At 63.5% G+C, this 26,251-nt stretch carries 28 protein-coding genes and 1 tRNA gene; 12 read left to right on the forward strand and 17 right to left on the reverse strand.

Annotation, left to right across the window (positions count from 1 at the left end; genetic code table 11):
- Nucleotides 1–4: 4 nt before the first annotated feature.
- Nucleotides 5–1,276, reverse strand: a complete 1,272-nt coding sequence (locus PV764_RS00305; protein ID WP_102789687.1) for a site-specific integrase — start codon at nt 1,274–1,276, stop codon at nt 5–7.
- Nucleotides 1,273–1,686: a MerR family transcriptional regulator gene (locus PV764_RS00310; protein WP_017160757.1), complete on the reverse strand. Its 414-nt coding sequence runs from the start codon at nt 1,684–1,686 to the stop codon at nt 1,273–1,275. The genes PV764_RS00305 and PV764_RS00310 overlap by 4 nt, the downstream gene beginning before the upstream one ends.
- Before the next feature lie 105 nt (nt 1,687–1,791).
- Here PV764_RS00310 and PV764_RS00315 point away from each other — a divergent pair, with 105 nt between their 5' ends.
- The 6 genes from PV764_RS00315 to PV764_RS00340 all read left to right on the forward strand — a co-directional run bounded on the left by PV764_RS00315 (nt 1,792) and on the right by PV764_RS00340 (nt 8,557).
- On the forward strand, nt 1,792–2,409 hold the full coding sequence (locus PV764_RS00315; protein WP_182338178.1) for a cation transporter: 618 nt from the start codon (nt 1,792–1,794) through the stop codon (nt 2,407–2,409).
- A complete protein-coding gene (locus PV764_RS00320) occupies nt 2,406–2,762 on the forward strand; it encodes a hypothetical protein (protein WP_182338179.1) in 357 nt (118 codons plus the stop codon). The genes PV764_RS00315 and PV764_RS00320 overlap by 4 nt, the downstream gene beginning before the upstream one ends.
- An 86-nt stretch (nt 2,763–2,848) precedes the next feature.
- Nucleotides 2,849–4,132: a TolC family protein gene (locus tag PV764_RS00325; protein WP_390329740.1), complete on the forward strand. Its 1,284-nt coding sequence runs from the start codon at nt 2,849–2,851 to the stop codon at nt 4,130–4,132.
- Nucleotides 4,129–5,076, forward strand: coding sequence for an efflux RND transporter periplasmic adaptor subunit (locus PV764_RS00330; protein WP_251755150.1), 948 nt, complete (start codon nt 4,129–4,131; stop codon nt 5,074–5,076). The genes PV764_RS00325 and PV764_RS00330 overlap by 4 nt, the downstream gene beginning before the upstream one ends.
- 8 nt (nt 5,077–5,084) lie before the next feature.
- A complete protein-coding gene (locus tag PV764_RS00335) occupies nt 5,085–8,282 on the forward strand; it encodes an efflux RND transporter permease subunit (RefSeq protein WP_421115940.1) in 3,198 nt (1,065 codons plus the stop codon).
- Nucleotides 8,279–8,557 (forward strand): hypothetical protein, encoded by a 279-nt coding sequence (locus PV764_RS00340; RefSeq protein WP_251755145.1) that lies wholly within the window; start codon nt 8,279–8,281, stop codon nt 8,555–8,557. The genes PV764_RS00335 and PV764_RS00340 overlap by 4 nt, the downstream gene beginning before the upstream one ends.
- 15 nt (nt 8,558–8,572) lie before the next feature.
- On the opposite strand, the gene PV764_RS00345 is transcribed toward PV764_RS00340, so the two are convergent.
- Together PV764_RS00345 and PV764_RS00350 are read right to left on the reverse strand one after the other, a co-directional pair.
- On the reverse strand, nt 8,573–9,670 hold the full coding sequence (locus tag PV764_RS00345; protein WP_421115941.1) for a UvrD-helicase domain-containing protein: 1,098 nt from the start codon (nt 9,668–9,670) through the stop codon (nt 8,573–8,575).
- On the reverse strand, nt 9,648–11,228 hold the full coding sequence (locus PV764_RS00350) for an ATP-dependent nuclease (protein ID WP_421115942.1): 1,581 nt from the start codon (nt 11,226–11,228) through the stop codon (nt 9,648–9,650). Before PV764_RS00350 ends, PV764_RS00345 begins: the two co-directional genes overlap by 23 nt.
- A gap of 272 nt (nt 11,229–11,500) precedes the next feature.
- Here PV764_RS00350 and PV764_RS00355 point away from each other — a divergent pair, with 272 nt between their 5' ends.
- Nucleotides 11,501–12,553 carry a DNA-binding protein gene (locus PV764_RS00355; protein ID WP_049446662.1) on the forward strand — a complete coding sequence of 351 codons (1,053 nt, stop codon included), beginning with the start codon at nt 11,501–11,503 and terminating at the stop codon, nt 12,551–12,553.
- Between the two features lie 45 nt (nt 12,554–12,598).
- The gene (locus PV764_RS00360) at nt 12,599–13,225 is read left to right on the forward strand and encodes an SEC-C domain-containing protein (protein WP_164158671.1); all 627 of its coding nucleotides are present in this window, start codon (nt 12,599–12,601) and stop codon (nt 13,223–13,225) included.
- A gap of 3 nt (nt 13,226–13,228) precedes the next feature.
- Here the strand turns inward: PV764_RS00360 and PV764_RS00365 are convergent.
- The 13 genes from PV764_RS00365 to PV764_RS00425 all read right to left on the reverse strand — a co-directional run bounded on the left by PV764_RS00365 (nt 13,229) and on the right by PV764_RS00425 (nt 23,399).
- Nucleotides 13,229–13,331, reverse strand: a tRNA-Ile gene (locus PV764_RS00365).
- A gap of 107 nt (nt 13,332–13,438) precedes the next feature.
- Complete coding sequence (locus tag PV764_RS00370; RefSeq protein ID WP_239503369.1) at nt 13,439–14,035, reverse strand: 3'-5' exoribonuclease; 597 nt, start codon at nt 14,033–14,035, stop codon at nt 13,439–13,441.
- 108 nt (nt 14,036–14,143) lie between these two features.
- The gene (gene phoU / locus PV764_RS00375) at nt 14,144–14,869 is read right to left on the reverse strand and encodes a phosphate signaling complex protein PhoU (protein ID WP_019184709.1); all 726 of its coding nucleotides are present in this window, start codon (nt 14,867–14,869) and stop codon (nt 14,144–14,146) included.
- A 12-nt stretch (nt 14,870–14,881) separates the two neighbouring features.
- Nucleotides 14,882–15,709 (reverse strand): phosphate ABC transporter ATP-binding protein PstB, encoded by an 828-nt coding sequence (gene pstB, locus PV764_RS00380; RefSeq protein ID WP_074038423.1) that lies wholly within the window; start codon nt 15,707–15,709, stop codon nt 14,882–14,884.
- Between the two features lie 14 nt (nt 15,710–15,723).
- The gene (pstA, locus tag PV764_RS00385; protein ID WP_082332067.1) at nt 15,724–16,653 is read right to left on the reverse strand and encodes a phosphate ABC transporter permease PstA; all 930 of its coding nucleotides are present in this window, start codon (nt 16,651–16,653) and stop codon (nt 15,724–15,726) included.
- Nucleotides 16,653–17,597, reverse strand: a complete 945-nt coding sequence (gene pstC / locus PV764_RS00390) for a phosphate ABC transporter permease subunit PstC (protein WP_174704372.1) — start codon at nt 17,595–17,597, stop codon at nt 16,653–16,655. The genes pstA and pstC overlap by 1 nt, the downstream gene beginning before the upstream one ends.
- A gap of 50 nt (nt 17,598–17,647) precedes the next feature.
- Nucleotides 17,648–18,700, reverse strand: a complete 1,053-nt coding sequence (locus tag PV764_RS00395) for a PstS family phosphate ABC transporter substrate-binding protein (protein WP_164158670.1) — start codon at nt 18,698–18,700, stop codon at nt 17,648–17,650.
- A gap of 76 nt (nt 18,701–18,776) precedes the next feature.
- Nucleotides 18,777–19,211, reverse strand: a complete 435-nt coding sequence (locus PV764_RS00400) for an ArsR/SmtB family transcription factor (protein WP_019184704.1) — start codon at nt 19,209–19,211, stop codon at nt 18,777–18,779.
- 187 nt (nt 19,212–19,398) lie between these two features.
- Complete coding sequence (locus tag PV764_RS00405; RefSeq protein WP_164158669.1) at nt 19,399–20,472, reverse strand: ArsO family NAD(P)H-dependent flavin-containing monooxygenase; 1,074 nt, start codon at nt 20,470–20,472, stop codon at nt 19,399–19,401.
- 24 nt (nt 20,473–20,496) lie between these two features.
- Nucleotides 20,497–21,483 carry a thioredoxin-disulfide reductase gene (trxB, locus tag PV764_RS00410; protein ID WP_421115946.1) on the reverse strand — a complete coding sequence of 329 codons (987 nt, stop codon included), beginning with the start codon at nt 21,481–21,483 and terminating at the stop codon, nt 20,497–20,499.
- Nucleotides 21,484–21,486: 3 nt separating this feature from the next.
- Nucleotides 21,487–22,545, reverse strand: a complete 1,059-nt coding sequence (gene arsB, locus PV764_RS00415; RefSeq protein ID WP_282243815.1) for an ACR3 family arsenite efflux transporter — start codon at nt 22,543–22,545, stop codon at nt 21,487–21,489.
- Between the two features lie 20 nt (nt 22,546–22,565).
- Nucleotides 22,566–23,057, reverse strand: coding sequence for an arsenate reductase ArsC (locus PV764_RS00420; protein WP_032960056.1), 492 nt, complete (start codon nt 23,055–23,057; stop codon nt 22,566–22,568).
- Nucleotides 23,058–23,084: 27 nt separating this feature from the next.
- On the reverse strand, nt 23,085–23,399 hold the full coding sequence (locus PV764_RS00425) for an ArsR/SmtB family transcription factor (RefSeq protein WP_012480201.1): 315 nt from the start codon (nt 23,397–23,399) through the stop codon (nt 23,085–23,087).
- Between the two features lie 40 nt (nt 23,400–23,439).
- Between PV764_RS00425 and arsH the strand changes: the two genes are divergently transcribed.
- From arsH to PV764_RS00445, 4 genes are read left to right on the forward strand one after another with little or no spacing between them, the layout of a single operon-like run.
- A complete protein-coding gene (gene arsH, locus PV764_RS00430; protein ID WP_421115948.1) occupies nt 23,440–24,180 on the forward strand; it encodes an arsenical resistance protein ArsH in 741 nt (246 codons plus the stop codon).
- Nucleotides 24,177–24,596, forward strand: coding sequence for an arsenate reductase (glutaredoxin) (gene arsC, locus PV764_RS00435; protein WP_421115949.1), 420 nt, complete (start codon nt 24,177–24,179; stop codon nt 24,594–24,596). Before arsH ends, arsC begins: the two co-directional genes overlap by 4 nt.
- A 31-nt stretch (nt 24,597–24,627) precedes the next feature.
- The gene (locus tag PV764_RS00440; protein ID WP_421115951.1) at nt 24,628–25,851 is read left to right on the forward strand and encodes an MFS transporter; all 1,224 of its coding nucleotides are present in this window, start codon (nt 24,628–24,630) and stop codon (nt 25,849–25,851) included.
- Nucleotides 25,852–25,882: 31 nt separating this feature from the next.
- Complete coding sequence (locus tag PV764_RS00445) at nt 25,883–26,230, forward strand: ArsR/SmtB family transcription factor (RefSeq protein ID WP_421115952.1); 348 nt, start codon at nt 25,883–25,885, stop codon at nt 26,228–26,230.
- Nucleotides 26,231–26,251 lie beyond the last annotated feature (21 nt).

Below are 26,251 nucleotides of genomic sequence, written 5' to 3' on the forward strand. Positions count from 1 at the left end.
GGGATCAATCCCAGTGCCGGCCGTCGTCTGTATTGAGAGACGCTTCCAGGAAACACTGGTGCGTATCGGCCATGCGGTGCATGTCATCGAGCAACGTGGCCAGGATTTCATCCAGATCCCGATCGGGATCGGTGGGAACAGTTAACCGGTACTCGCTGCTGGCGGTGTTCAGACGCACTGCCTGGAACGGAGCCAAGCAGATCTCTTCAATCCGGCCCCGGGCCTTGGCCGCGCCGCGGCCCGCGCGGGCAAACGGGGTCAGCACCATGCGCAGACGGAGCTGCAGCGCAGATTTGCCCTCGGGTGCCGGCAGTGCCATCGCCGGTACCGGCGCGGTTGGACTGGGTAGGCTCGCTTCAATGCGGTCCCGGGCAAACGGGTCACGCCCATCCAGGTAGCGCATGGCCGACTGCACATCGCGCCAGCCCACGTACTCCATCAACGCCTTCATGTCCCAGCCTTGGTCGTTGGCCCAACTGGCAAAGCCGCGGCGCAACGAATGGCTGCTGTGGAGCCCCGCATCGGCAAAGCCGGCACTGGTCAGCAACTCGCGTAGCAGGCGCACCAAGCTATTGGGATGGAGGCCTTCGGCGCTCACCTGGCCCCATTGGTTGACCGCCCGAAATACCGGTCCTTCCTGCAGGTCGGCCGCCTGCAGCCACACCTGGGTCGCCTCCACCGGGCACAGCCGCGACAACGCCGGCACCTTGTAGGTAACGCCGGCCGCTCGGCGATCGCCCTTGCTGCGCGGCAGGAAACAGGTCATCCCCTGTCCCGGCACCAGCGTGAGATGGGCCACGTCCAGACGCAGCAGTTCATCGCCGCGAAAGCCACGCCAGAATCCGAGCAGCACCAGCGCTCGGTCCCGTTGGTGGCGCAGCGCTGCCGCTCCGTCGCCCCGCGCGCGTGCCGCCGCGATCGCAGCGGCCAGCCAGTCGTCGAGCTCGACCAGCCGCCGAATCTGAAGCGGCGCGGCTTGCTTGACCTGCCCGGGGTGCAGGGTCTGGATGCCTTTGAGCACCTTGCGCACCAGCGGCGACCGGGTGGGATCGACAAATCCGTGGTCGCGGTGCCAAGAGGCGATGGCCGCCAGGCGTTGGCGAAGGGTGCTGGTGGCCAGGGTCTGCGCATACGCGGCCAGGTATCGGGCCACGCTGTCAGGTGTCGCTGGGAGGTGGCCTTGCCACTCGACTTCAAAGTGCCGCAGCGCCGACGCATAGCTGCGCACCGTGTTCTGGCGCGTGGCCGCATCGAGGTAGCGGTCCAGTTCGGTCACTGGCGCGTGGCCTCCACAGCGACCGGCTGCCGCAGGGTCGACAGGATGGTGCATTCCGCCCGCTGCCCACCGTGGCAACTGGCAATCACCCGTTCCAACTCGCTGGCCATGCGCTGCAGGTCGGCCATGCGCGCCCGCACGTCGGTCAGATGGCTGCGTGCCAGCCGATCCACGTCCCCGCACGAAAGCTCCTCATCGCCGGCCAGCTGCAGCAGGCTGCGGACCTCCTCTAGGCTGAAGCCTAGGTCCCGGCCGCGCGCAATGAAGCGCAGCCGCTCGATGTCGGCCGGGCCATAGACCCGGTAGCCATTGCCCGAGCGCCCCGGGCGCGGCAGCAGGCCGATCCGCTCGTAATAGCGGATCGTCTCCAGGTGGCATCCACTGGCGTCGGCAGCCTCACTGATTTTCATTCGTAGTACGCTTGACTCCGTAGTAGCTACGGACTTTACCCTCACCTGCTGTGTCATGCCAGCGGCCCGCCCGGGCCCGGCTTCCCTGCGACTGGAGATGTTCCGATGAGTGATTGCGGCTGCCACCACGAGGCCAAGAATGCGCAGGAGCGGCGCGTCCTCTGGATCGCCCTAGCGTTGAACGCGGCGATGGCCGTGATCGGCGGCATCGCCGGCTGGATTGCCCATTCCACTGGCCTACTGGCCGACGCTCTGGACATGCTGTCCGATGCCACCGCCTATGCCATTGGCCTGGTCGCTATCGGGCGCACGGCGCGATTCAAGGCCAATGCCGCGTGGGTCAGCGGCAGCGTGCTGCTTGTGCTGGGTGTGGGCGTGTTGGTTGAGGTCGGCCGTCGCGTGATGTACGGCGCCGAGCCGGTCAGCGGCTGGATGATTGGCACCGCCCTGCTGTCGCTGGCGGTCAATATGACCGTGCTGCGCATGCTGGCGCCGCTAAAGTCCGGCGAAGTGCATCTGCGAGCGACGTGGCTGTTCACGCGGGCCGATGTGGTCGCCAATGTTGGGGTGATCCTGGCCGGTCTGTTGGTGTGGTGGCTGGCCAGCCCGTACCCGGATTTCGTGATCGGCGCCCTGATCGGCCTGTATGTGATCAAGGAAGCCTTCGAGATTTTGGGTGATGCCCGCCGGGCACGTGCCGACGCGCGCAAGACGGCTGCATGACCAGGTTTGGCCGGCAGGGCTCGGGCCTGCGCTGGCTTCTGCTGGCGCATCTGGCCGTGGGCCTGGTGACACAGCCGGTGCTGGCCCTGGTCGGCGAGCTGCATGCCCAAACCCACCTGGTCACTGCCGACCGCGGCCCGGCAGTGGCGCCGCCAGCTTCCGAGCGTGGCGTAGACGCCGCCCTGCACCGGCTTCAGCAGCTGGTGCTGTGTTGCAGCCAGGCCGCGCCAGCGCCTGAGATCCTGCTGGCCGTGGCGGACATCGGCCGGCATTTTCCGGTGATCCAAGCCAACACGCGCTCTTATCCGCACGAGCATCCGGTCGCGCCGTTCCGGCCTCCGATCGCAGGGTGATGTCCGCCGGCAGTGCCGGCCCAGCGACCCGCTGCTGCGCGCGGTGGTGATCGTTTGTTGATATCGAAATCTTTCGGAGTACTTCCATGCATGTGCGATTGGCGGCCTTGGCCGCATGGCTGCTGTTGGGCAGCGCGGCGACGACGGCGGCGGCCGCGGCCGCCGAGTTGATGACCTTGGACGACGCGTTTGCACGCGTGGCCCAAACCCACCCCGAGCTGCGCTTGGTCGATGCGCGGGCCATCGTGCTCGCTGCCGAGCGCGACCAGTCCGTACAGCGGCCACCGTGGACGTTGGGGGCGGAGGTCGAAAATGCGCTGGGCAGCGGCGCCGCTCGCGGCCTGGACAGCGCCGAGCTGACCCTGAGCCTGAGCTCGGTGCTGGAGCGCGGCGGCAAGCTCGACGCCCGCCGCACCTTGGCCCAGGGCCGGATTGATGCACTGGCCGTGCAGCGGGAGACCGGCCGACTGGACCTGCTCGCCGAAACGGCGCAGCGCTACCTGGCCGTGGTCGGTGCCGATCGGCAACGCAAACTGGCGAACATGGATGTCGGTCAGCGCCAGCGGACCGTGGCGGCCGCCCGGCAGCGCCTACAGGCCGGCGCCTCACCAGAATCGGTGGTGCTCACCGCCCAAGCTGCACTGGCGCGGGCCGAGCTGACCCGTGATCGGGCCGAGCAGCAGCGAATCGCCGCTCGTCAGCATCTGGCCGCACTGTGGGGCGAACGTGCTCCCAGCTTCGAGGTGGCTGCGGCCGATCCCATGGTCTTGCCGGCGATCGCGTCCATGCAGACGCTGGCCGAGGAGCTGGAGCGGACTCCGGAACTGGCGCAGTTTGCCGACGCCCGTCGGATCGCGCAGGCACGACTGCAGCTGGCGCGTTCGGCGGCCGCGCCGGACCTGTCCTGGCAGCTGGGTGTGCGTCGCCTGCAGGAGTCCGATGACACCGCGCTGGTGGCCAGCCTGTCCATGCCGCTGGGCAGCCGCAGCCGTGCACAGCCGGAGATTCGCGCCGGTGAAGCCGAACTGGAGGTGCTGGCAATCGAGCGCGATTCCAAGGGCTTGTCGCTGTATTCCACGTTGGTCGAGGCCCATGGCCGCTACACCGTGGCACAGGCCGAGGTGGCACGGTTGCAAGGCGACGTGCTGCCGAAGCTGGCCCGGGCTGAGCAGGCCGCCGAGCGCGCCTATCGCGCTGGCGCGATCAGCTACCTGGAATGGGCACAGTTGCAGTCCGAATGCACGGCCATGGCCCAGCAGCAGCTGGACGTGGCGCTCGATGCGCAGCGCGCCCTGATCGAAATTCAACGACTGACCGGCCAGGCGCTTGTCACGCCGCCGGCGGCCGCTTCCACTGGAGAGACCCCATGAATCGCTTTTCCTGGACCGCACTGGGCATGGCCCTGATGCTGGCCGCCTGCAACGCGTCGGCCCCCAACGAAGCCTCCGAGAGCGGCGCCGCCGCTGAGGGCGAAGAACACGGTGAGCACGAGGAGGCACCGTTGGAAACCAAGATTGCCGCCAAAGCGGCGCAGGCGGCGGGTATCCAGGTCGCGCCTGCAGGCCCCGGTGAGATTGCCGATGAGCATGAGGTGCAAGGGCTGTTGACCCCGATTGACGGGCGCATCGCGCAGGTCACTGCACGCTTTCCCGGACCGGTCCGCTCCGTGCGAGCCGGCGTGGGCGATCAGGTACGCGCCGGCCAGGCACTGGCCACCGTGGAGAGCAACCTGAGCCTGACCACCTACACCGTCACCGCGCCGATCAGTGGCGTGGTCATGGCGCGTACGGCCGCTGTGGGCATGGCAGCCGCTGAGGGCGCACCGCTGTTCGAGGTAGCGGACCTGTCCACGCTGTGGGTGGACCTGCACATCTTCGGGGCCGACGTCCAGCACATCGGTGCCGGCGTGCCGGTGACGGTCACCCGCTTGAGCGATGGCGTCACGGCGCAGACCACCTTAGAGCGCGTCCTTCCCGGCACCGCCACCGCCAGCCAAAGCACCATTGCGCGCGCCACGGTGGCCAACACCGATGGCCTGTGGCGGCCCGGTTCGGCGGTCAAGGCGCGGGTGACTGTGGATCGCCAATCGGCAGCGCTGGTGGTGCCGATCACCGCGCTGCAGACCGCTGAAGACCAGGACGTGGTCTACGTGCAGCAGGGCGAGACCTACCACACCCGGCCGGTCAAGCTGGGCCGCCGCGACGCCGAACGCGCCGAAGTACTGGAAGGACTCAAGGCCGGTGAACAGGTGGTGGTGGCTCAGAGCTTCCTGATCAAGGCCGACATCGAAAAGTCCACCGTGGAAGAGGAATGAGGCCCGCCATGCTCGAACGCCTCATTGGGCTGTCCATCCGCCATCGCTGGCTGACGCTGGTGCTCACCGCTGCGCTGGTTGCGCTGGGCGTGTGGAGCTACCGTCACCTTTCCATCGACGCCACGCCGGACATCACCAACGTCCAGGTCCAGATCAACACCCAAGCCCCGGGCTACTCGCCGCTGGAGGCCGAGCAACGGGTGACCTTTGCCATTGAAACGGCCATGGCCGGCCTGCCCAAGCTGGACTACAGCCGCTCGCTGTCGCGTTATGGGCTCTCCCAGGTCACTGTCGTGTTCAAGGACGGCACCGACCTGTACTTTGCCCGCCAGCAGGTCGCTGAGCGCCTGCAGCAGATCTCTTCCCAGCTGCCCGAAGGGTTGGACCCGGAAATGGGCCCCATCTCCACCGGGCTGGGCGAGATTTTCATGTACACCGTGGAGGCCGAGCCCAACGCTCGCAAGCCCGACGGCACCCCGTACACGGCCACGGACCTGCGCACCCTGCAGGACTGGGTGATCCGGCCGCAGCTGCGCACCACGCCGGGCGTCACCGAGGTCAACACCATCGGCGGCTTTGAGCGGCAGATCCACATCACCCCCGACCCGGCCCAGCTGGTGGCGCTGGGCTTCACGTTGAACGACGTGGTCGCCGCGGTCATGCGCAACAATCAGAACATTGGCGCCGGCTACATCGAGCGCAATGGCCAGCAGTTCCTGGTGCGCGTGCCAGGTCAGCTGGCCAATCTAGAGGCGATCGGCAACATCGTGCTGGACCGCCGTGACGGCGTGCCCATCCGGGTGCGCGACGTCGCCAGCGTCGGCGAAGGCAAGGAGCTTCGCACCGGCGCGGCCACCCAGAATGGCCATGAGGTCGTGGTCGGTACCGCCTTCATGCTGTTCGGCGCCAACAGCCGGGAAGTCTCCCAGGCGGCCGCGGCCAAGCTGGACGCCGCCAACGCCAGCTTGCCTGCCGGTGTACATGCCAAGGCCGTCTATGACCGCACCGCGCTGGTGGACCGCACCATCGGCACGGTGTCCAAGAACCTGATCGAGGGCGCGCTGCTGGTGGTGGTGGTGCTGTTCCTGCTGCTAGGCAATGTGCGCGCCTCGTTGATCACCGCGGCGGTGATTCCGCTGGCGATGCTGTTCACCATCATCGGCATGGTGCGTGGCGGCGTATCGGGCAACCTGATGAGTCTGGGTGCGCTGGACTTCGGCCTGATCGTGGACGGGGCGGTGATCATCATCGAGAACTGTCTGCGCCGGTTCGGGGAGGCGCAGCACGCGCTGGGCCGCCAGCTCAACGATGAAGAGCGCTATGACCTGACCGCCTCGGCCACCGCCGAGGTGATCCGTCCCAGCCTGTTTGGCCTGGGCATCATCGCGGCGGTCTACCTGCCGATCTTCGCGCTGTCCGGGGTGGAAGGAAAAATGTTCCACCCGATGGCGATCACGGTGGTGCTCGCCCTTACCGGCGCCATGGTGTTGTCGCTGACCTTCGTGCCGGCGGCGATCGCCACCTTCCTGCGCGGCCGCGTGGCTGAGCACGACAACCGCCTCATGCGCTGGTCGCGGGCCCGCTATACGCCGCTGCTGGATTGGGCACTGCGGCGCCGGGTCGTGGTGCTGGCAGGCGCGGCCGTGCTGGTGGTGGGCTGTGGCGTGCTGGCCACCCGCTTGGGCTCGGAGTTCGTGCCGAGCCTGGATGAGGGCGACATCACCTTGCAGCCCATGCGTATTCCCGGCACCAGCCTGGAGCAGTCGGTGGCTATGCAGGAAACGCTGGAGAAGCGCCTGGCCCAGTTCCCGGAGGTGGCCAACATCTTCTCCAAGATCGGCACCGCCGAGGTGGCCACCGACCCGATGCCCCCGTCGATGGCCGACACCTTCCTGATGCTCAAGCCCCGCGACCAGTGGCCCGATCCGCGCAAGCCCAAGGCCGAGCTGGTGGAAGAGCTGGAGGCGGCGGCCAAGGAAATTCCGGGCAGCAACTACGAGTTCACCCAGCCCATCCAGATGCGCACCAACGAGTTGATCTCCGGCGTCCGTTCGGACGTGGCGGTCAAGGTCTACGGCGACAATCTGGACCAGCTGACGCGTCTGGCCAGCCGGGTCGAGCGGGTGATGCGCAGCGTCCCTGGCGCCGAAGACGTCAAGGCCGAGCAGGTCTCGGGCCTGCCGCTGTTGACCATCACGCCAGATCCGGCGGCATTGGCACGGTATGGCCTGAACCCGGGCGATGTGCAGGAAACGGTGGCCACGGCCATTGGTGGCAGTATCGCAGGCCAGTTGATCGACGGCGACCGACGCTTTGACCTGGTGGTGCGCCTGCCCGAGTCCCAGCGCCAAGACCCGGCCGTGCTGGCAGATCTGCCCATTCCGCTGCCGGCAAGCACCAGTGTCGATGAGTCCAGCCGTCTGGCCGCCGGCGCCAATGGCGGGCCTCGTACGGTGCCACTGCGGGAAGTGGCGAAGATCCAGGTGGAACGCGGGCCCAATCAGATCAATCGGGAGAACGGCAAGCGGCGTGTGGTGATCACCGCCAATGTGCGGGAACGCGACCTGGGCGGGTTCGTCGGCGAGTTGCGCACGCGCATCGGCCAGGATGTCACGCTTCCAGAGGGCTACTGGATCGATTACGGCGGCACCTTCGAGCAGCTGATCTCGGCCACCCAACGCCTGGGGGTGGTCGTTCCGGTGACACTGGCGTTGATCTTCGCTCTGCTGTTCATGGCCTTCGGTTCGGCCAAGGATGCGACCATCGTGTTCAGTGGCGTGCCACTGGCGCTGACCGGCGGTGTGCTGGCACTGGCTCTGCGTGGGATTCCGCTGTCGATCTCGGCCGGCGTGGGCTTCATCGCACTGTCGGGCGTGGCCGTACTCAATGGGCTGGTCATGATCGCGTTCATTCGCCGCTTGCGCGAACAGGGTGATCCGCTGGACGAGGCGGTACGCGACGGCGCCCTTGGACGCCTGCGGCCGGTGTTGATGACCGCCCTGGTAGCCTCGCTGGGCTTCCTGCCCATGGCCTTGAATGTCGGTGCTGGCTCGGAGGTGCAGCGACCGCTGGCCACCGTCGTCATCGGCGGCATCGTCTCATCCACCGCATTGACCTTGTTGGTGCTGCCGGTGCTCTATCGTTGGCTGCATCGCGACCGAGCTCCCCGCGGCGATCGCACTGCCTTGGAGTCCTCGACATCATGAACGAGATCAACCTGGAACAGGTCCGTGCGGCGATGTTTACCGACCCCGGTGTGAAGGCGGTAGACGATCTACGCCTGGTCCCCGGCAAAGAACATGGCCGTGCGATCGCTGCCACCATCACGGTCGCTGCGCCCTCAGTCGACCTGGACTTGGTGCACGCGGTGACCGCCCGCGTGCTGGCCGACCAATTCGGCATCGATCAGGTCATGCTGTGCTTCAACGACCCGGGCCCGGTGCCACCGCCACCCACCGGGGCGCCGTTGAAGAAGATGTGATCGCTGTCCGTGGCTCTATGCGTCTGCGCTGGCTGGCGCATAGAGCTGATGACCCGGCAGGGCGCACGCGCCGGCATACACAAAGGCCACGCTTTGCCGCGCCCTGGTGAAAGCCACGTAGTACTTCGGTGGCGCGGTGATACGCGCCGCATCTGCGGTGCGCAGGTACTGCGTCAATGGCCCGTTCGGAAAGATGAGGACTCGACTGTAGGTGCGGCCCTTGCACTGCCCAAAGTTCACGGCCGGTAGTCCGTCGCACGCTTGCCGCCGGTCATGCCGGAGCACGGTGGGGGCAAACTCCTGCATATACGCTGCAACATCCGCTGGAGCGACGAGGTAGATGCCATCGTGCCCGGTGACCTCGCCATTGCCTGATTGGGTTCGCGGCATCTGCGGATAGAGCGTGTCCGCCATATCGCACAGGGCCTGGACGCAGCGCAGACTGATGAGGCGGTGATCCAGCTGGCATAAGCCGTCCGACTCCCAGATCTGAAACAGCGCTGCCAGATTGGGTCCACGATACTGGCTGTGCCTTTGCGCATAGTTGGTGGCATACGTCGCCTGCCGCGTATCACCCACCAACGTGACGGCGATATGGCTCTTCAACAGCCGCTCGACCAGATCCAAATCAAAGCCGGCCAGGTCCTGAACTTCGTCGATGTAGAGCTCGTCGTACATGGCCGCCAGGCGTGCGATGACCTGACCTTGGGTCAGCTCATCGCAGCGCACAGCAAAGTCGGCGGCCCGGTCCGAATACATCCGGTTGCCTGCCAGGTAGTGGCGCGCCACCTGGGTGCGTGGGGCCCGGTTGTTGGTGACACCTTCTACGAACAGGATGGTCTCGATGCGAGGCTCAGGGCACAGTGCCGCCTGGTACGGGCGGATGCACTGGCGCAGTAGGAAGCCATACCAGCTGTGCAAGGTGACATGCGCGGGGACCGCACCAGCGTGGACCTCAAACGAGCGCCGGATCTCTTCTAGATTCTCCAGCGTGTAGGTCACAATCGCGATGCGGCGCCCAGGGCGTTCCAGGGCCTGCCGGACCAGCAAGGTGGTCTTGCCCGAGCCGGCCGCTGAGAGCAGTACCCGGTTAGGTGATGGCACGCTGGACATAGTCCGGGAACCTGATCGAATGCGGGCTGTTGAAGATCGCCAGGGCCGTGTCGGTCTTATGGCCCTTCATGTACTTGAGCAACGCTACCTCATCGGCAAATGCCTTGCCCAGCATGGTATTGAGCTCGGCCAGCGAATTGGCTTTGATCAGCTGCTCTTCCAGCGACGGGGCGCTCTCATCGGAATCGTAATAGATCGCGTTGATGTGCTCGGCATAGCGCTCCTGCACAACGGCGATGTCGCCATCGTTGTCGGTTATCACCTTGGCCTGAATTCTCAGCCGATCTGCAATCTGCAAGAAGCGCTTGAATGCCAACGACTTGACCGAAATGATGTCTACGCCACGAGCCATCGGCGCCACGCCGTGGTGGTCGCTGTAGGCACGCTGCACGATCAGCTCATCAGACGGGCCCTCCACCAGGATTGCCTGCTTGGCCAGGATCAGCCGCAGCGTGTCGTGGCCTGGCAGCTTCATGAAATAGTCGTGTGTATCGCTCGGCAGCTGGTCCAGCTTCATCTGGCCCTGCGCGCTGAACAGGATCACATTGTCCACGCCCAGCTTGTTCAACACGAAGCTGCTGTGGGTGGCGATGATCACCTGCTGCGCGGTGGAGAGGGTCGCAATCTTGTCGATCAGTTGCGTCATGCTGGAGAAGGACAGATGGTTCTCTGGCTCTTCGATCAGCAGCACGTGGGCCGCCCCTGCCGCGTGCATGGCCAGCTTCATCTTCACCGCGCTTTGTTCCCCCTTGCCGGCCTGGGTGAAGGGGAGCTCATCCAGGTACGGAGACAGGCTGGTTTCCCATGTTGAGCGCGGCGATGTATCCACCCCCACCGTCAGCGCTCGGTGGCTGATGTCCCCGGTGTGCTCGGTCAGGTAGGCATTGATGGCCGCCACATCGGCTTCTTCGGAGAAACTCTGCCGCATGCGTCGGAAGCTGAGCGACAGCGAGACGCGCTGCGCAGGCGTCAGTGCCTGCTCGATGATGCCGGCAATATAGCGATCGGCACCGGACAAGGTCTTGATGCCGTGCGTGTCGATGATGGTCGAGTCGAACGGAATACTGCGGGCGGTGACGCCATTGTTGGCGAAGGAATACCATCGCACCGTGTAGTACTCCACCGGCAGGCTGACCGCACCCTGGTGCTGCTGCAGGTAGGCGTTGAACTCCTCGCGGTAGTCGTCGTTGAGCTCGACCAGCAGCCGGATGCCGGCAGTATCTAGGCGCAGGGAGTTGTTGGTGCCGCGTAACGACGCCAGCGCGGCATCGCCGCCCAGATAGGCTTCGATGGAGATCCGTGGCGGCGAGGCCGGCGTGCCTGCTGCAAGCGCCGCGAAGTACTCCCGCACCGTCGGCTGATGGAACAGGTAGGGCGTGAGCTCGTAGGCGAGATTGCGCCCATGCAGCTGGCCGGTGACCACCGCGTGGATGGCCTCCAGCAGAGTGGACTTGCCGACCTCGTTATCGCCCACCACCAAGTTCATGTGGGCGTTGAGCGGCAGGTCCAGATGGCGAAACGACTTGAAATTGTCGATGACGATACGTTCGATCGGCATGCACAGTCCTTTGATGGCCAACGAGTTCGGTGGCGGCGCCTGCTTGCACCCCGGCTGGCCTCCTTTCCGCTCTGGGCCATACTACCCAGCGATCGCCGGCCTTGGGCGGTTTCGTACCGTTTTGACGACTTGAAATGGCCGAAACGCCGGTTACGCGGGATAATTCAATATTATCCCGCCCGAATTTCCTCCTTCCTTAAGGCCTTCCGCAGCATTGTTTGGTACGTAATTACATGGTATGTAATACATTACGAAATAACGGGAGAGGTGGAATGGCTCGGTCAGGTTTGTACAAAAGCGATGTGCAGCGCGCCCGCGACATCCTCCGGGCCGAAGGTAAGAACCCCTCGGTGGACGCCGTCCGCGTGGCGCTGGGCAACACTGGGTCCAAAACCACCATCCATCGCTACCTGAAGGAGCTGGAAGAGGAGGAAGGGCAAGGCCTACGCGCCAAGATCGCTGTCAGCGATGCCCTGCAGGACCTGGTCGCGCGGCTGGCCGAGCGACTGCACGGCGAGGCCGAGGCGCTGATCGCCCAAGCGCGAGAGCGCTTCCAGGCCGAGCTGCAAGCGGGCACCCAAGCCTTGGAACAGGCCCGGCAAGAGGCCGGAAGCCTCAGTGCGCAGCTTCAGCGCACCGAGGCGGCGCTGCAGACAGAGCGCGAGGCCGGCGAAGCGGCTAGGCGCGACTTGGCCAGCCGCACCACTGAACTGGCCCAGCTAGAGGAGCGCATCGCGGGCCTCACAGCGCGACTGACCGAGCACGAAAGCCATGCGCGCTCCCTGGAACAGAAGCACGAGCACGCCAGGGAAGCCCTTGAGCACTACCGCACCTCGGTCAAAGACCAGCGCGAGCAGGAGCAACGCCGGCATGAGCACCAGGTGCAGGAACTGCAGGTCGCCCTGCGCCAAGCCAACGAAGTGTTGACCACCAAAAACCACGACCTGGTGCAGCTCAACAGGGAAAATGGCCAATGGCTGGAACGCCACACTCGGCTGGAAAGGGAGTTGGCGCAGTTGCGCCAGACCATCCAGACACAACAAGGCGAGCTCGATACGCTGCGCCTCACAGCGGCCGAACACCAGGCGCTGCAGGTGCGCTGGAGCCAAGATACCCAGAGTTTGGAAGCAGCACGACAGGAGCTCACCCAAGCTCGGACCGAATTGACCCAGGAGCGCGAACGACGCGAGCACGCCGAGGCGGGGACCCTGCGCGCCACGGTGCGTCTGAGCACCTTGGAGCCGCTTTTGGCCCAGCTACAGCCGGCCAGTACCGGCGGTAAAGGCTCGAAGCGGATCTCATCGGAAGAGACGCCGGAGCCATAACCTAGGTTGAGAACACTAGGCGCAACGATCGCAAGGAGCTTTGCTATGACCGTGGTAACGACCACACCCCCGGAAATCACCCGTGCAGTGCGGCGCCTGACCGATTCCGTCGTGCGCGGCGCAGAGCCCGTCTATCTGCCTGTGCAGCCGGAAGCCGATGCGATCGTGCATGAGTGCTTTCCCAACGTGCAAGCGAAGATCACGCGGGACGGCGGCCAGATGCGGTGCGGTTGGCAGCTGTGGGAATGGCCGCACGTGCTGGTGGAGGCAGAATTCCATGCCGTGTGGGTCAGCCCCGAGGGTGAAATGGTCGACATCACGCCAAAGCCTGAAGGTGAGACACGCATTCTCTTTGTGCCGGATCCGCGCAGACGCTACGAGGGCTTGGCCATCGACAACGTCCGCATGCCGTTACGCGATGACATGCTCATCAAGCACTTCATCCAGATGTCTGAAGCGATAGTCCGGGTGATGAACCGCGGCGAGCGAGCATCCCAATATGGAGAGGTGAGCGTTCCCGCCAATGAAATCCAGCCCCTTCTACAGGCCAGGGATTTCTTGGGCCAGTCACTCGGTGCGGGACTGCGTGAACATACGCCGTGCCTGTGTGGCAGCGGCAGCAAGTACAAGCGCTGCCATGGCGCGCAAGTAGAAGCATTCTTCCGTCGTTGACGGTGGTGCCCCCGGTCGGAATCGAACCGACGTGTACGCGCTTATCTGGCGCGTGCTCTCACCGGGGTATAAGGCCGGCGCTCTGACCAACATGAGCAACAGGGGCGTGATCGATCAATGCGATCACGCCGGTATTCGGTGGCCGAGCTGGCAGATGTGACTCATGGCGCAAGCATACCCAATTCGCTCAATGCATCAAAGCCAGCAGAGCTTCTATACCCTGAGTCGCCGGTACGACTTGGCCCATGCTGGCGGCGGCAGGCGATCGGTAGCGACCAGCCACGCCATCCGCAACGCCTGCGCATCCGCCAGCGCGTGATGGCGCTTGGCGTTTTGCTCCGGATGTGCGGCGAACCAATCTTCTACCAGCATTCCCGTGAGGCCGTCCTTCAGCATGCGCGTCAGGATGGGGGTGGGAATTGGGCCGCAGGCTGCAGCCTGCTCGTCAGGCAGTTCAAAGCCATCCAAGGCGTACTGCAAGAGGTGCAAGTCGTTTGGGTAGTCCGCCATCACCGCTGGCGTCGCAACCGACCCCAGAAAGGCACGAAGCGCCGTGGTCAAAGCCGCATCCGACATGGCCGCATTTCCGCGGGTCAGCAGCGGGTATACGGCCTGGCGAACAAAGTCGGTCGGCGTTTCGGAAAGATCGGCACGTTCGGCGTAAAAGTCCTGCTCCCCATCCTCCCGGACCAGCGCGAGGCTGACCAACTCAGCGCCCAATACATCGGACCACTCGGTATCAAGAAAGTAATATGTCACCGCCATCACTACATGGTGCCACAACACCATGCGATAAATAACCCGTTGCACGGTGCAACGTGAAATCTGGGGAAGGAGGTAGTCCCGTCGTCACAAAACGGCTCTCCGACCTCGTCGTCGTTGGGCGCAGCGGCCCAATATGCAGGGATAGTGGGTTTGTTAGCTGTTGCCGAGGTTGTCACTTCCCGCCCTGGGCAGGGTGCTTTCATCCATCTTGGGGCGTTTGCCGATGGGTAACGCTCCGCTGACCATGTATACGACGTCCTCGGCTATGTTGGTTGCGTGGTCACCAACCCGCTCGATATTTTTCACGACGAACAGCAGGTGAGCTAAGTCAAATGCGGAGGCGCGGTCGTCGGCCATGCATTGGACGATATCCTTGAACAAGATCGTGTGCATCGCGTCAATTACTGCATCTTCCTCCCAAACGCGATAAGCCGAATGAATGTCCATCGTGGCAAAGGACTCCCGCGCTGATTTCAGCTGCAATAGCGTGAGCTCGGCCATACGCTGCATAGGCTCCGCAAGCTCTGCTGGTATCGGAGCCTCGCTCATTGCCATCGAGCGTTTGGCAATGTTGTAAGCAAGATCGCCCACGCGCTCCAGGTTTGAACTAATTCGGATTGCCGCCATCACATGGCGAAGGTCGATCGCTAGCGGCTGTCTACGCGCGATCATGCTCACAGCGTCGCTATCAATCTGCGCCGCAAGCCGGTTCAGTCGCTCCTCACGCTCTGCCACTTCCTTGGCCATTTGCTCGTTGCCACGCCGTAGCGACCAGACGGCATCCGTAAGCTGCTGTTCGGCAAGGATGCCGAGCTCAAGGATGTGTGAAGTAAGCCCCCGCAGCTCGACATCGAAAGACTGGACAATATGGTCGGTCATGACCTTTGCTCCTCAGCCGAAGCGGCCGGTGATGTACTCGTGGGTCTTCTGCTCTTTCGGATTGGTAAAAAACTCCGCCGTAGGGCCACTCTCAATGAGCTGTCCCATGTGCATGAATGCCGTCCTGTCCGAGATCCGCGCAGCCTGCTGCATGTTGTGGGTAACAATGACGATGGTGTACTGCGCACGCAACTCGTCGATCAGCTCTTCAATCCGCGCAGTTGCAATGGGATCGAGTGCAGATGTGGGTTCATCAAAGAGAATGATCTCGGGGTTGGGCGCCAGCGCCCTGGCTATGCACAGACGCTGCTGCTGACCGCCGGACAACTCGAATGCTGACTTACCAAGCCTGTCCTTCACCTCATCCCAGAGGGCCGCTCCGCGCAATGCGCGTTCGACATGCTCAGTGACAACTGATTTGTTGCGCACGCCGCGAATCATGATCCCTGAGGCCACGTTGTCAAAGATCGATTTCGGGAACGGATTTGGCTTCTGAAAAACCATGCCAATGCGCAGCCTCACGCGCATCGGGTCCACATCCGGCCCTACGATATTCAGGTTCTCCGGCATGAGGGTAATCGCGCCGGAGTACCGGTTATTCGGATACAGGTCATGCATCCGGTTGAAGCAGCGCAGTAGCGTACTTTTGCCGCAGCCCGAGGGGCCGATCAGCGCAGTGACCTGGTTGCTGCCGATCGACAGGTTGATGTCCTTCAGCGCGTGGAACTTGTCATAATGGAAGTCAAGCCCACGGACCTCAGCACGCACCGTCGCATCGTGGGCGGGGGTTGAGGTGCGTTCGGCCACGGGAACCGGAATTGAGATGGTCGAGTGATTCATGTTGTCTCCGTGGATCACCGCAAGCGGCGGCGAAGGCGGTAACGCAGCCAGATTGCAAAGCCGTTCATCAGCAGGGTCATGCCCAGCAGCACCAGCCCGGCGGCGGCTGCATTCACGTGAAAGCCAGCCTGCGGTCGCGACACCCAGTTGAACATCTGGATGGGCATCACGGTGAAGGGGGAGCTGAGCCATTCAAAACTGATGAAGGGAGCAGATGCCTGGATTGGTGACGGCGGCAGGAAGGCAATGAAGGTCAGTGCGCCGATGGTGATGATCGGCGCGGTTTCGCCAATGGCCCGCGACATGCCCACGATGGCGCCAGTCAGGATTCCCGGACGCGCGGCCGGAAGCAGAAAGATGCTGACGGTCTGCCACTGATCTGCCCCCAGCCCGAAAGCAGCCTCGCGGATGTCTTGAGGAATGGCACGCAGTGACTCGCGGGTCGCGACAATGATGATGGGCAGGATCAGCAGAGCAAGCGTCATGCCCGCGACCAGGATCGTTTGGCCGAGCCCGAACATCTGGACGAAGAGCCCCAGTGCCAGCAGTCCGAAGATGATCGAAGGAACGCCAGCAAGGTTGGTGACATTGACCTCAATAAAGTCGGTGACCCAGTGCTTCGGGGCGTATTCCTCAAGATAGACGCCTGCGGCGACCCCCACCGGCACGGCAAGGACCCCGGTCACCAGCATGACAAGGCAAGTACCGATCCAAGCCGAGAGAATACCGGCAGACTCAGGTCGGCGAGAGGGGAAGTTGGTGAAAAAGTCTGGAGTGAGTCTGGCCGCGCCGTCGACTACGAAGTCGGCTACAAGCGCCATCAGAATGGTCAGGGTCAGGAACAGTACCAGCAGCCCGAGCACGGTGAAGCACAAGTCTGAAACTCTTGCGCGCCGTGTAATTGCAGCATCGTCAAGGCCCATGGGCTCGATGTGGTCGCGCATCAGTAGGCCTCCCGGTAGCGCTTGCGGAGCCAGAAGGCGAAGAGGTTGAAACTGAACGTAAGTGCGAAAAGCGTCAATCCGGCGGCGAAGATGGTCTGATAGGCAATCGACTCATGTGGAAGATCGCCCATGCTCAACTGCACGATGTATGAGGTGATAGTTGCTGCACCCTCGAGCGGATTGGTCGCGATCCTGGCCTGCTGGCCGGCAGCGATAGCCACTACCATAGTCTCGCCGACCGCCCGCGACATTCCGAGCAGGTAAGCGGCGGTGACGCCCGAGAGCGCAGCTGGCGTCACCACCTTCAGTCCGGTCTGCAGGCGGGTGAATCCCAGTGCGTATGCCCCCTCACGCAGCGAATCAGGCACGGCGCGCATGGCATCTTCGCTCATGGATACGATGTAGGGCAAAATCATGATGCCGATGACCACCCCAGACACGAGCAGGTTGAAGCGCGCCAGACCCGGTATGAAGGATTGAAAGATGGGCGTCAAGAACAGCAGAGCGAAGTACCCGAAAGCGACCGTTGGTACGCCTGCAATGAGCTCAAGGAACGGCTTTACCGCTTCACGGAGCCTGGGCTTGGCGAACTCGCTGAGATACAACGCGAGAATCGTGCCGGCAGGCACGGCAACAACCAGGGCAATGGCCGTGGTCATCAGCGTACCCGACAGTAGTGTCATGATCCCGAAGTGCTTCTCTTCGAAGACGGGCGTCCACTGCGTATCGGTCAGGAAGTCCACGATGGACACCTGAGTGAAGAACTTCAAGCTCTCACTGAGTAGGACGTAGAGGATGCCGAAGGTGACCAGAACTGATAGCGCCGCTGCGACGAACAGTACCAGGCGAATGCCTGTGTCGATGGCATGGCGGCGGCGCAGAAATGCGTCGCTTGGCTGAAGCGGGACAGGACCCACATCGAGGAAGGAACCACTACTTTTCATCAGACGGCCTCAGCCAGCGCGCACATCGCTGTGCGCGCCGACCATGATTGTCAGTAAACCAGCTTCTCTTTCAGCAGCTCGTCGATGGAAACGCCAATCTTCGAGCCAGTGAAGCCGGTGCCAATCTCCCGCTTTGCAAAGCGCTCGCGCATTGCGGCCAATGCGTTCTCCGGCAGCGGTACATAGCCCACCTCCTGCACCAATCCTTCGGAGTGCTTGGAGTCCAGATAGAACTCGACAAAGCGCGCGACTTCGGGCTTGGTTTCGGCGGCCTTCTTGCTTACGTAGATGAAGATCGGGCGCGACAGAGGCTGATACTGGCCGGAGCGCGCGGTTTCGACGCTGGGCGCGACCGCCTGGGCGGCGGCGTTGGTCTTGATGCCTACTGCCTTGAGCTTGTCGGCGTTCTCTTCGTAATAGGCCAAACCGAAGAACCCCAGTGCATTGGCATCACCCGAGACTCCCTGCACCAGCACGTTGTCGTCCTCCGAGGCCGTGTAGTCGCCGCGACTGGAGTGCTCCTTGCCAACGATTGCAGCGGTGAAATAGTCGTAGGTGCCCGAATCGGTGCCTGCACCGTAGAGGACCAGCGGCTTGTCCGGGAAGCTCGGACGAATCTGGTTCCAGTTGGTGATCTTGCCCTGTGCTTCAGGGACCCACATGGCCTTCAGTTCGTCGACGGTGAGGTCATTGGCCCAGGTGTTCTGTGGGTTGACCACAACTGTCAGAGCGTCCATCGCGACTGGAAGCTCGATGTACTCTACGCCAGCGGCCTTGCAGGCTTCCTTCTCCTCACCCTTGATCGGGCGCGACGCATTGGAGATGTCGGTTTCGCCGCGGCAGAACTTCTTGAAGCCGCCACCGGTTCCTGACATGCCGACCGTTACTTTGATGCCGGCATTTTCTTTCTGGAACTCTTCAGCCATCGCTTCGGTGACGGGAAACACGGTCGACGAGCCGTCCGTGCTCACCATGCCGGTGATCTCGCCGGCTTTTGCAGGTGCCCCGGCACTGTCCTGGCCATTGGTAGCAGGTGTTCCAGACGGCGAGCAGGCGAGGATGCTGAGCGTTGCGGCGGCAAGCAAAGTGAGGCGCAGGTACATGTAAGTCTCCGAGGTTCAGATGAGCATGGGTGCGATGGTTAGGTACCCCCCGACTCCCCAGCCGGGCGGTACACGACTATTTGAGCGGCCGCGGTGGAGCAGGGACCTCCGCCACGCAATCGCAGGCGGGATCGGTGGGATGAGGCTGCAGACAGAGCTCGGAACGACCGCCGCAGCAATCGTCCAGCAGGAAGGCCAGCAAACCATGCATGCCGTCCAGGCAGGCGCGATAGCGCACGAAGCGGCCTTCGCGGGTGCCGCAGATCAATCCGCCTCGGCTCAGCACGGCCAGATGGTTGGACAAGGTGTTGTGCCGCATTCCCATCATGTCGGTCAGGACACCGGCGGTCAGTCCTTCCGGCTCGTGGTTCACCAGCGTGCGGAAGATCACAAGACGTGCGCCGTTGCTCAGTGCCGACAGTGCATCCAGCGCATGGTCGATCGACATCGATGCGCTGAGTGAGCGCCGTTCGAAGTAATCAAAATCCAAGACGCGTTGGGGCTGGGCCATCACGGTGCTCCGATTGCACAAAATGTCGACATGTCGAGATATGTCGACATGACGAAATGGTGGGCCCTCTATGTGACACCGTGATGACACACACCTATTCAGTTATCGATCAACGTCGCTCACAAAAAATCCCGCGGGAGCGGGACGTTGAGGGGAGCAAGCTGGCACGGTTGGCAACAGGGGTCAGCTACCTGTCCTGGTGGTCTGCGCAATAGGCAGTGACCTGCCTCACCGCCTCGCGGGCGTAACGCGTGACCCCAATCAGCGTGGCAGAGGCCATGCCGTTCCAATCCCCGTATCCCAACAACCAAACCGAGGGCACCGCCAACGCGCGCAGGCCGCTGCCGTCGACCTCCACCTGGCCCTGCGGGGTTACAAGGTCCAGGCCCTTCAGGTGCGACAACGCCGGGCGGAAGCCGGTGCACCAGATCACTGCATCGAACGCCCGCTCGGTGCCGTCGGCCCATTGCATGCCGGTGGGGGAGAAGCGGGCCGGCGGTGGGACTGCGGCGAGCACCCCGCGCGCCCGCGCGTCGAGCACCGGCGGCACCATGACGATGTCGCCGAAACCGCCTGGTGGCAGGTCAGGCTCCCGGCCTTCCTGCTGCGCCTTCCATCGCTCAGTCGCGCGTTCGAACAGCACGCGGCCGTCGACGTCATCGGCCAGGAACGCCGGTTCCTGCTGGGTGATCCAAGTGGTTTCAGCCACCATCGATACTTCGGCCAGAATCTGCGCACCGGAATTGCCACCGCCCATGATGGCCACCCGCATTCCGGCGAACGGCGCAGCGGTACTGTAGTGGGCAGAGTGCAGCTGGATCCCCGCAAAGGAGTCCAGCCCCTCGTACTCAGGCGTGTAGGGTTTCCCCCATGTTCCGGTGGCGCTGATCACCGCCCGGGCCAACCATTGCCGACCGTCGCTGGCCTCCACCCGCAGCCGTTCGCCGGCGCGGCTGATTCGTTGCACGCGGATGGGGCGAATGATCGGCAGCGCATATTTCTGTTCATACTGCGCCAGGTAGGCGAGCACCTCCGCACGCGCAGGGTAGGGGCCCTGGCTGGCGGGCATGGGCCACCCGGGAATGGAGCTCCAGCCCGCCGGGGAAAACAGATGCAACGAGTGCCAGGCATGCTGCCATGCCCCGCCGGGCGACGTTTCCGCATCGAGAATCACATAGGACAGCCCGCTGCGACGCAGGAAATAGCCGGCCGAAAGACCCGACTGACCACCTCCGACTATCACCACGTCGACGCTGTCCATCTGTGCTCCCTCGCGCCGCCGCACTCAGGCGGCGTTCTTACGCTGCTGTTGATCGGAAATTCTGAGTGCATCCAGATAGCGCTCTGCATCCAGTGCGGCCATGCAGCCGAAGCCGGCCGAGGTGATCGCTTGGCGGTAGTGCTGGTCGGCCACGTCGCCGGCGGCGAACACGCCTTCCACCGACGTCTGGGTCGCGTTGCCGCCCAGGCCCGAACGGATGTCCAGGTAGCCGTTGTTCATCGCCAGCTGGCCATCGAACAGGCTCGTGTTGGGGTGGTGGCCGATGGCCACGAAGAAGCCGTGCGCCTCGATGTCGCGGGTGCTGCCGTCCAGGGTCGACTTCACCCGCACGCCGGTGACGCCGGCGTCATTGCCCAGCACTTCATCCACCTGGTGGTGCCAGACGGTCTCGATCTTGCCGGCGGCGACCTTGGCGAACAGCTTGTCCTGCATGATCTTTTCCGCCTTGAGGGTGTCGCGGCGGTGGACCAGGTAGACCTTGCGGGCGATGTTGGACAGGTACAACGCCTCTTCCACGGCGGTGTTGCCGCCGCCGACCACCACTACGTCCTGGTCGCGGTAGAAGAAGCCGTCGCAGGTGGCGCAGGCCGATACGCCGCGGCCCTTGAAGGCTTCCTCGGAGGGGATGCCCAGGTACTTGGCGGTGGCGCCGGTGGCGATGATCAGCGCATCGCAGGTGTACTCGGCGCTGTCGCCGATCAGCCGGAACGGGCGCTGGGACAGGTCGGCGGTGTGGATGTGGTCGAAGATCACCTCGGTCTCGAAGCGTTCGGCGTGGGCCTGCATGCGGCTCATCAGGTCCGGGCCCATCAGGCCATGCGCGTCGCCGGGCCAGTTGTCCACTTCGGTGGTGGTCATCAGCTGGCCGCCCTGCTGCAGGCCGGTGATCACCACCGGCCTGAGGTTGGCGCGGGCGGCGTAGACCGCGGCGGTCCAGCCGGCCGGGCCGGAGCCGAGGATCAACAGCGGGATGTGTCGGGTCGTGCTCATGACTCAATAACTCCGTGCGTCGGCAGGAAAGTAGCGCTTGCCCAGCCGCAGGGCGACATGGACCAACAGGATCAGCACCGGCACCTCCACCAGCGGTCCGATGACCGCCGCGAAGGCGACCGGCGAAGCCAAACCAAAGGCGGCGATGGCGACGGCGATGGCCAGCTCGAAGTTGTTGCCAGCAGCAGTGAAGGCGATCGCGGTCGTGCGCGGGTAGTCCTTGGCAATGAACTTGCCCATGAAGAAGCTCAGCACGAACTGAATGATGAAATAGAGCGTCAGCGGGATCGCGATGCGCACTGCATCCATCGGGATGCGCAGCACATCGCCTCCCTTCAGGCTGAACATGGCAACGATCGTGAACAGCAGCGCCGCCAGCGTGATCGGACTGATCGCCGGCAGGAACTTCTCTTCATACCAACGCACGCCCTTGCGCGCCTTGAGCCAGCGGCTGGTGAGGAACCCTGCGAGGAAGGGGATGCCCAGATAAATCAGCACCGCCTCGGCAATGGTCCAGAAGCTGACGTCGATCACGCTGCCCTGCAGCCCGAACACCGGCGGCAGCCACGACAGGAAAAACCAGGCATACACACTGAACAGCGCGATCTGGAAGATCGAGTTGAAGGCCACCAGCCCGGCCACATACTGCCCATCACCGCGGGCGAGCTGATTCCAGACCAGCACCATAGCGATACAGCGTGCCAGGCCAATCAGGATCAGGCCGGTCATGTATTCGGGGTAGTCGCGCAGGAACAGCACCGCCAGGCCGAACATCAGGAACGGACCGATGATCCAGTTCTGCACCAGCGAGAGCATCAGTACGCGCTTGTCGGCGAACACCTTGGGCAGCTCTTCGTACTTCACCTTGGCCAGCGGCGGATACATCATCAGGATCAGGCCAATGGCGATCGGGATGTTGGTCGATCCGATCGACAGGCTGTGGAGCGCGCTGGGCACGCCTTCGAACATCGCGCCCAAGCCGACGCCCAGGGCCATCGCCAAGAAAATCCAGAGTGTAAGGTACCGGTCCAGGAAGGACAGGCGGGGGGAATCAGTAGTCATGGCAGGTCTCGGAAAAGCGGTTAGTCGATCTGCGCGATCGGGTCGAGGCGAGCCTTCAGCGCTGCGCGGTCGTCCCAGGCGCTGTCAGGAATCTCCAGGAAGGCCTGCAGGCGTCGCTTGATGGTCTGATGGGCACGGTCAAAGGCTTCTGCCTTCTGCGCATCCGAACCTTCCACGCCGGCCGGGTCGAACAGGCCCCAATGCACGCGAACGAAGTCACCAAACACCACCGGGCACGCCTCGGCGGCCGCGCTGTCACACACGGTGACGATCAGATCCATGGCAGCGGCATCGGCTTCGGCAAATTCGTCCCAGGACTTGCTGCGCATGCCCTCGACCGGGAAGCCTTCGCGCTCCAGCTGGGCAATGGCAAAGGGATTGACGCGACCGGCCGGCTGGCTGCCCGCACTGAAGGAGAGATAGCGGCCTTCGCCCCATTTTTTAAGGGTCGATTCGGCAAGCACGCTGCGGGCGGAGTTGCCAGTACACAAGAACAGAACACGACGGGTCATTTGAGCGATCTCTAGGAGGGGGGGAGGTCAGCAGCCAGCAGGACGTTCGCAGGCCTGTTCGTCGGCGCAGCAGTTTTCGGTCAGGTAGGCAACCAGCGAGCTCATCGCCTCGAACTCGGCGCGGTAGCAGATGGTGCGACCGCGCTGCTCGGCGGTGATCAGGCCAGCGGCCAGCAACTCCTTCAGATGGAAGGAGAGGGTGGCACCGGGAAGGGAGAGGGACTGGGCGATATCGCCGGCCAGCTTGCCGCCACTTCCGGCTTGGACCAGCAGGCGGAAGATGGAAAGCCTGGTGGCGTGACCCAAGGCAGCCAGGGCGTGGGTTGCGTTCTTATGTTCCATGCTTCTAGAATAGTCGAATCAAATTGGCAGGACAACCCCCATGCAACACCTCCCCAATGTCGTCCCCGGCGCCTTGAACCCTCCGGCGGCCGAAAAGCTGAGCGAGCCGAATGCCGCGCCACACCGGCCCCGCATCCTGATCCTGTACGGCTCCCTGCGGCCGCAGTCTTTCAGCCGCAAGCTGGCTTTGGAGGCGCAGCGGCTACTGGAACATCTGGGCGCGGAGACTCGACTGTTCGATCCGCATGAGCTGCCGATTCTCGATTCGGTGCCGGCCTCACACCCCAAGGTGCAAGAGCTGCGCCAGGCCTCGTTGTGGTCCGAAGGGCACGTGTGGGTCAGCCCGGAACGGCACGGGACGCTGACTGCCGTGTTCAAGAACCAGATTGACTGGCTGCCGCTGGAAGAGGGCAGCGTACGCCCGACCCAAGGTCGCACCCTGGCAGTGATGCAGGTCTGTGGCGGCTCCCAGTCCTTCAACGTTGTCAACGCGTTGCGCGTTCTCGGCCGCTGGATGCGGATGGTGACGATTCCGAACCAGTCCTCGGTGGCCAAGGCCTGGCAGGAGTTCGATGACGAAGGGCGCATGAAGCCGTCGGCCTACTACGATCGCGTCGTGGATGTGATGGAAGAACTGGTCAAGTTCACCCTTCTGGTGCGTGGCCGCAGTGACTACTTGGTTGATCGCTACAGCGAACGGAAGGGGGCTGTCGAGGCGGCCGCCCTGACCGCCGCGGCCGGCGTCGTCGAGACTGCATTGAATGAAAAGGAGAACGCATGAACGCTGTCATCTATCACAACCCCAAGTGCGGCACCTCGCGAAACACCTTGGCGTTGATTCGCCACGCCGGCATTGAGCCTGAAGTCATTGAGTATCTGGTCGACCCGCCCAGCCGAGCGCGGCTTGTCGAACTGATTGCCGCCGCTGGATTAGATGTTCGCGGTGCGATCCGCCAGAAGGGCACACCCTATCTGGAACTGGGGTTGGACGATCCCGCGTTGAGCGAGGACGCACTGCTGGATGCCGTGGTGGCCAATCCTATTCTCATTAATCGCCCCTTCGTCCAGACCACCATGGGCACGCGCCTGTGCCGACCCTCCGAGGTGGTTCTGGATATCCTGCCAGCATTGCAAGAGCCCTTTACCAAGGAAGATGGCGAAGTGGTGATCGATCAGGACGGCAAGCGCGTCCGCTGAGTAGCTAAAGCGCCAGGGAGAGTTCGAGAGCATGCAGAGCGCGTCCAGACAGCCGCAAAAGCTGCCCCGGCTGATCGTTGCGCTGGGGGTGGGCCAGATCATTGCGTGGACCAGCAGCTATTACCTGTTGGCCGTTTTGGCGCTTCCCATGTCCAGAAGCACTGGCTGGTCGCTCGGGCTGTTGGTGGGAGGCCTCTCCGCTGGGCTGGTCACAGCCGGACTACTGGCTCCTCTGGCCGGCCGGACCATCGACAGGCGGGGAGGGCGCACGGCGCTGGCGGTCAGCTCCGTAGGGTTTGCCATAGGCCTTGCGGTGCTGGCAACGTCCCACTCCCCAGCTGCCTATTACCTTGGCTGGGTGGTACTGGGCGTTGCCATGTCTGCGGGCCTGTATGACGCTGCGTTCTCGACACTTGGACAGCTGCTCGGGTCAAACGCGAAGCGATCCATTGCCGGCCTGACCTTGGTGGCCGGCTTTGCAAGCACGCTCGGCTGGCCAGCGCTGACCTACCTTGACGGGGCCATGGGATGGCGCGGCGCGTTGTGGGTGGCTGCCGCATTCAACCTGCTTGTCGCATTGCCCATCCATTTGCTCGCTATTCCGAAGCATCAGCCCCTCATTGGCGCAAGTCCGCATCTCTCAGCGGCCGCTGCCGCCCTCATCAGCACTGCAGCACCCGTTTCAGCTGCAGTACCGCCTACGCACCGGCTTGTGCTCATTGGCCTGTTGCTGACTTGCCAAGCCGCGATCATGGCGACCTTGTCGGTGCATCTGATTGCGCTGCTGGGTGCCATTGGGCTGGCGCCATCGGTTGCGCTGCTCGCTGGCATGGTGATCGGCCCCGCCCAGGTCATCGCTCGTTTGCTGGAGATGTACTTCGGGCGAGGCGTGCATCCGACCTGGTCTGCGCGCGTGGGCATCGCAGCGACATTGGCTGCGCTCTTGCTGCTACTCACCGGACACCCGTGGGTCGCGATCATTGCATTTGTCATTTACGGTGCCGGCAACGGGATACTCACAGTGGCCCGCGGCACCCTCCCGCTAGTCTTGATCGGATCGGCGGATTACGGCAAGACCATGGGCCAACTTGCCCGACCCATGCTGCTGGCACAGGCGGCAGTACCACCGCTTGCAGCCATCGCGCTGGAGCGAAGCGGGCCTGTTTGGCTGATCTGCCTATTGGCGCTGCTTGCCACTGTTTCCTTGGTCGGAAGCTGGTGGTTGCCTGCCAAGATGCAGGGCGTGCGCCATTGAATGTGCATGCGTGTGCATATATGCTTCATGCATGAGTAAGGGCACCCCCAAGGCAAACGCCATAGAGCAAGCAATAAGCGTGCTGGCAGACCCTATTTTTCGGGCGCTAGCTGAGCCGTCGCGCTTGGCCGTGCTCAAGCGCGTGCTTCAGGTGGAGCGTGCAGATATCGCGGAGATTGCCGCCGGCCTTCCACAGGAGCGATCCGTGGTCTCACGTCATCTGCAGGGACTCCACGATGCCGGGATCCTACGCGCGGAGCGGGTGAGCCGGCAGGTGTACTACCAGGTCGATGGTCCCGCGATGGTCGCACGCCTGGAGCAGATCCTGCTGCAGGTCAGGGCGCTGGCACCTTATTGCTGCCCCGGTAACTTGAAGTAATACCGCAGGCAATTCTTGATC

The sequence above is a fragment of the Stenotrophomonas sp. AS1 genome (genome assembly GCF_048957655.1).
Lineage (GTDB): Bacteria > Pseudomonadota > Gammaproteobacteria > Xanthomonadales > Xanthomonadaceae > Stenotrophomonas > Stenotrophomonas bentonitica_A.

Coding starts and splice junctions, on each gene's coding strand:
- trxB (WP_421115946.1), bottom strand. CDS start 21,483: ATGAGCACGACCCGACACATCCCGCTGTTGATCCTCGGCTCCGGCCCG.
- PV764_RS00400 (WP_019184704.1), bottom strand. CDS start 19,211: ATGGCCCAGCCCCAACGCGTCTTGGATTTTGATTACTTCGAACGGCGC.
- PV764_RS00405 (WP_164158669.1), bottom strand. CDS start 20,472: ATGGACAGCGTCGACGTGGTGATAGTCGGAGGTGGTCAGTCGGGTCTT.
- PV764_RS00395 (WP_164158670.1), bottom strand. CDS start 18,700: ATGTACCTGCGCCTCACTTTGCTTGCCGCCGCAACGCTCAGCATCCTC.
- PV764_RS00340 (WP_251755145.1), top strand. CDS start 8,279: ATGAACGAGATCAACCTGGAACAGGTCCGTGCGGCGATGTTTACCGAC.
- PV764_RS00320 (WP_182338179.1), top strand. CDS start 2,406: ATGACCAGGTTTGGCCGGCAGGGCTCGGGCCTGCGCTGGCTTCTGCTG.
- PV764_RS00310 (WP_017160757.1), bottom strand. CDS start 1,686: ATGAAAATCAGTGAGGCTGCCGACGCCAGTGGATGCCACCTGGAGACG.
- pstA (WP_082332067.1), bottom strand. CDS start 16,653: ATGCGCGACCACATCGAGCCCATGGGCCTTGACGATGCTGCAATTACA.
- pstC (WP_174704372.1), bottom strand. CDS start 17,597: ATGAAAAGTAGTGGTTCCTTCCTCGATGTGGGTCCTGTCCCGCTTCAG.
- PV764_RS00440 (WP_421115951.1), top strand. CDS start 24,628: ATGCAGAGCGCGTCCAGACAGCCGCAAAAGCTGCCCCGGCTGATCGTT.
- pstB (WP_074038423.1), bottom strand. CDS start 15,709: ATGAATCACTCGACCATCTCAATTCCGGTTCCCGTGGCCGAACGCACC.
- PV764_RS00420 (WP_032960056.1), bottom strand. CDS start 23,057: ATGACCCGTCGTGTTCTGTTCTTGTGTACTGGCAACTCCGCCCGCAGC.
- PV764_RS00335 (WP_421115940.1), top strand. CDS start 5,085: ATGCTCGAACGCCTCATTGGGCTGTCCATCCGCCATCGCTGGCTGACG.
- PV764_RS00325 (WP_390329740.1), top strand. CDS start 2,849: ATGCATGTGCGATTGGCGGCCTTGGCCGCATGGCTGCTGTTGGGCAGC.
- PV764_RS00350 (WP_421115942.1), bottom strand. CDS start 11,228: ATGCCGATCGAACGTATCGTCATCGACAATTTCAAGTCGTTTCGCCAT.
- PV764_RS00345 (WP_421115941.1), bottom strand. CDS start 9,670: ATGTCCAGCGTGCCATCACCTAACCGGGTACTGCTCTCAGCGGCCGGC.
- PV764_RS00360 (WP_164158671.1), top strand. CDS start 12,599: ATGACCGTGGTAACGACCACACCCCCGGAAATCACCCGTGCAGTGCGG.
- arsB (WP_282243815.1), bottom strand. CDS start 22,545: ATGACTACTGATTCCCCCCGCCTGTCCTTCCTGGACCGGTACCTTACA.
- PV764_RS00330 (WP_251755150.1), top strand. CDS start 4,129: ATGAATCGCTTTTCCTGGACCGCACTGGGCATGGCCCTGATGCTGGCC.
- PV764_RS00315 (WP_182338178.1), top strand. CDS start 1,792: ATGAGTGATTGCGGCTGCCACCACGAGGCCAAGAATGCGCAGGAGCGG.
- phoU (WP_019184709.1), bottom strand. CDS start 14,869: ATGACCGACCATATTGTCCAGTCTTTCGATGTCGAGCTGCGGGGGCTT.
- PV764_RS00355 (WP_049446662.1), top strand. CDS start 11,501: ATGGCTCGGTCAGGTTTGTACAAAAGCGATGTGCAGCGCGCCCGCGAC.
- PV764_RS00425 (WP_012480201.1), bottom strand. CDS start 23,399: ATGGAACATAAGAACGCAACCCACGCCCTGGCTGCCTTGGGTCACGCC.
- arsH (WP_421115948.1), top strand. CDS start 23,440: ATGCAACACCTCCCCAATGTCGTCCCCGGCGCCTTGAACCCTCCGGCG.
- arsC (WP_421115949.1), top strand. CDS start 24,177: ATGAACGCTGTCATCTATCACAACCCCAAGTGCGGCACCTCGCGAAAC.
- PV764_RS00445 (WP_421115952.1), top strand. CDS start 25,883: ATGAGTAAGGGCACCCCCAAGGCAAACGCCATAGAGCAAGCAATAAGC.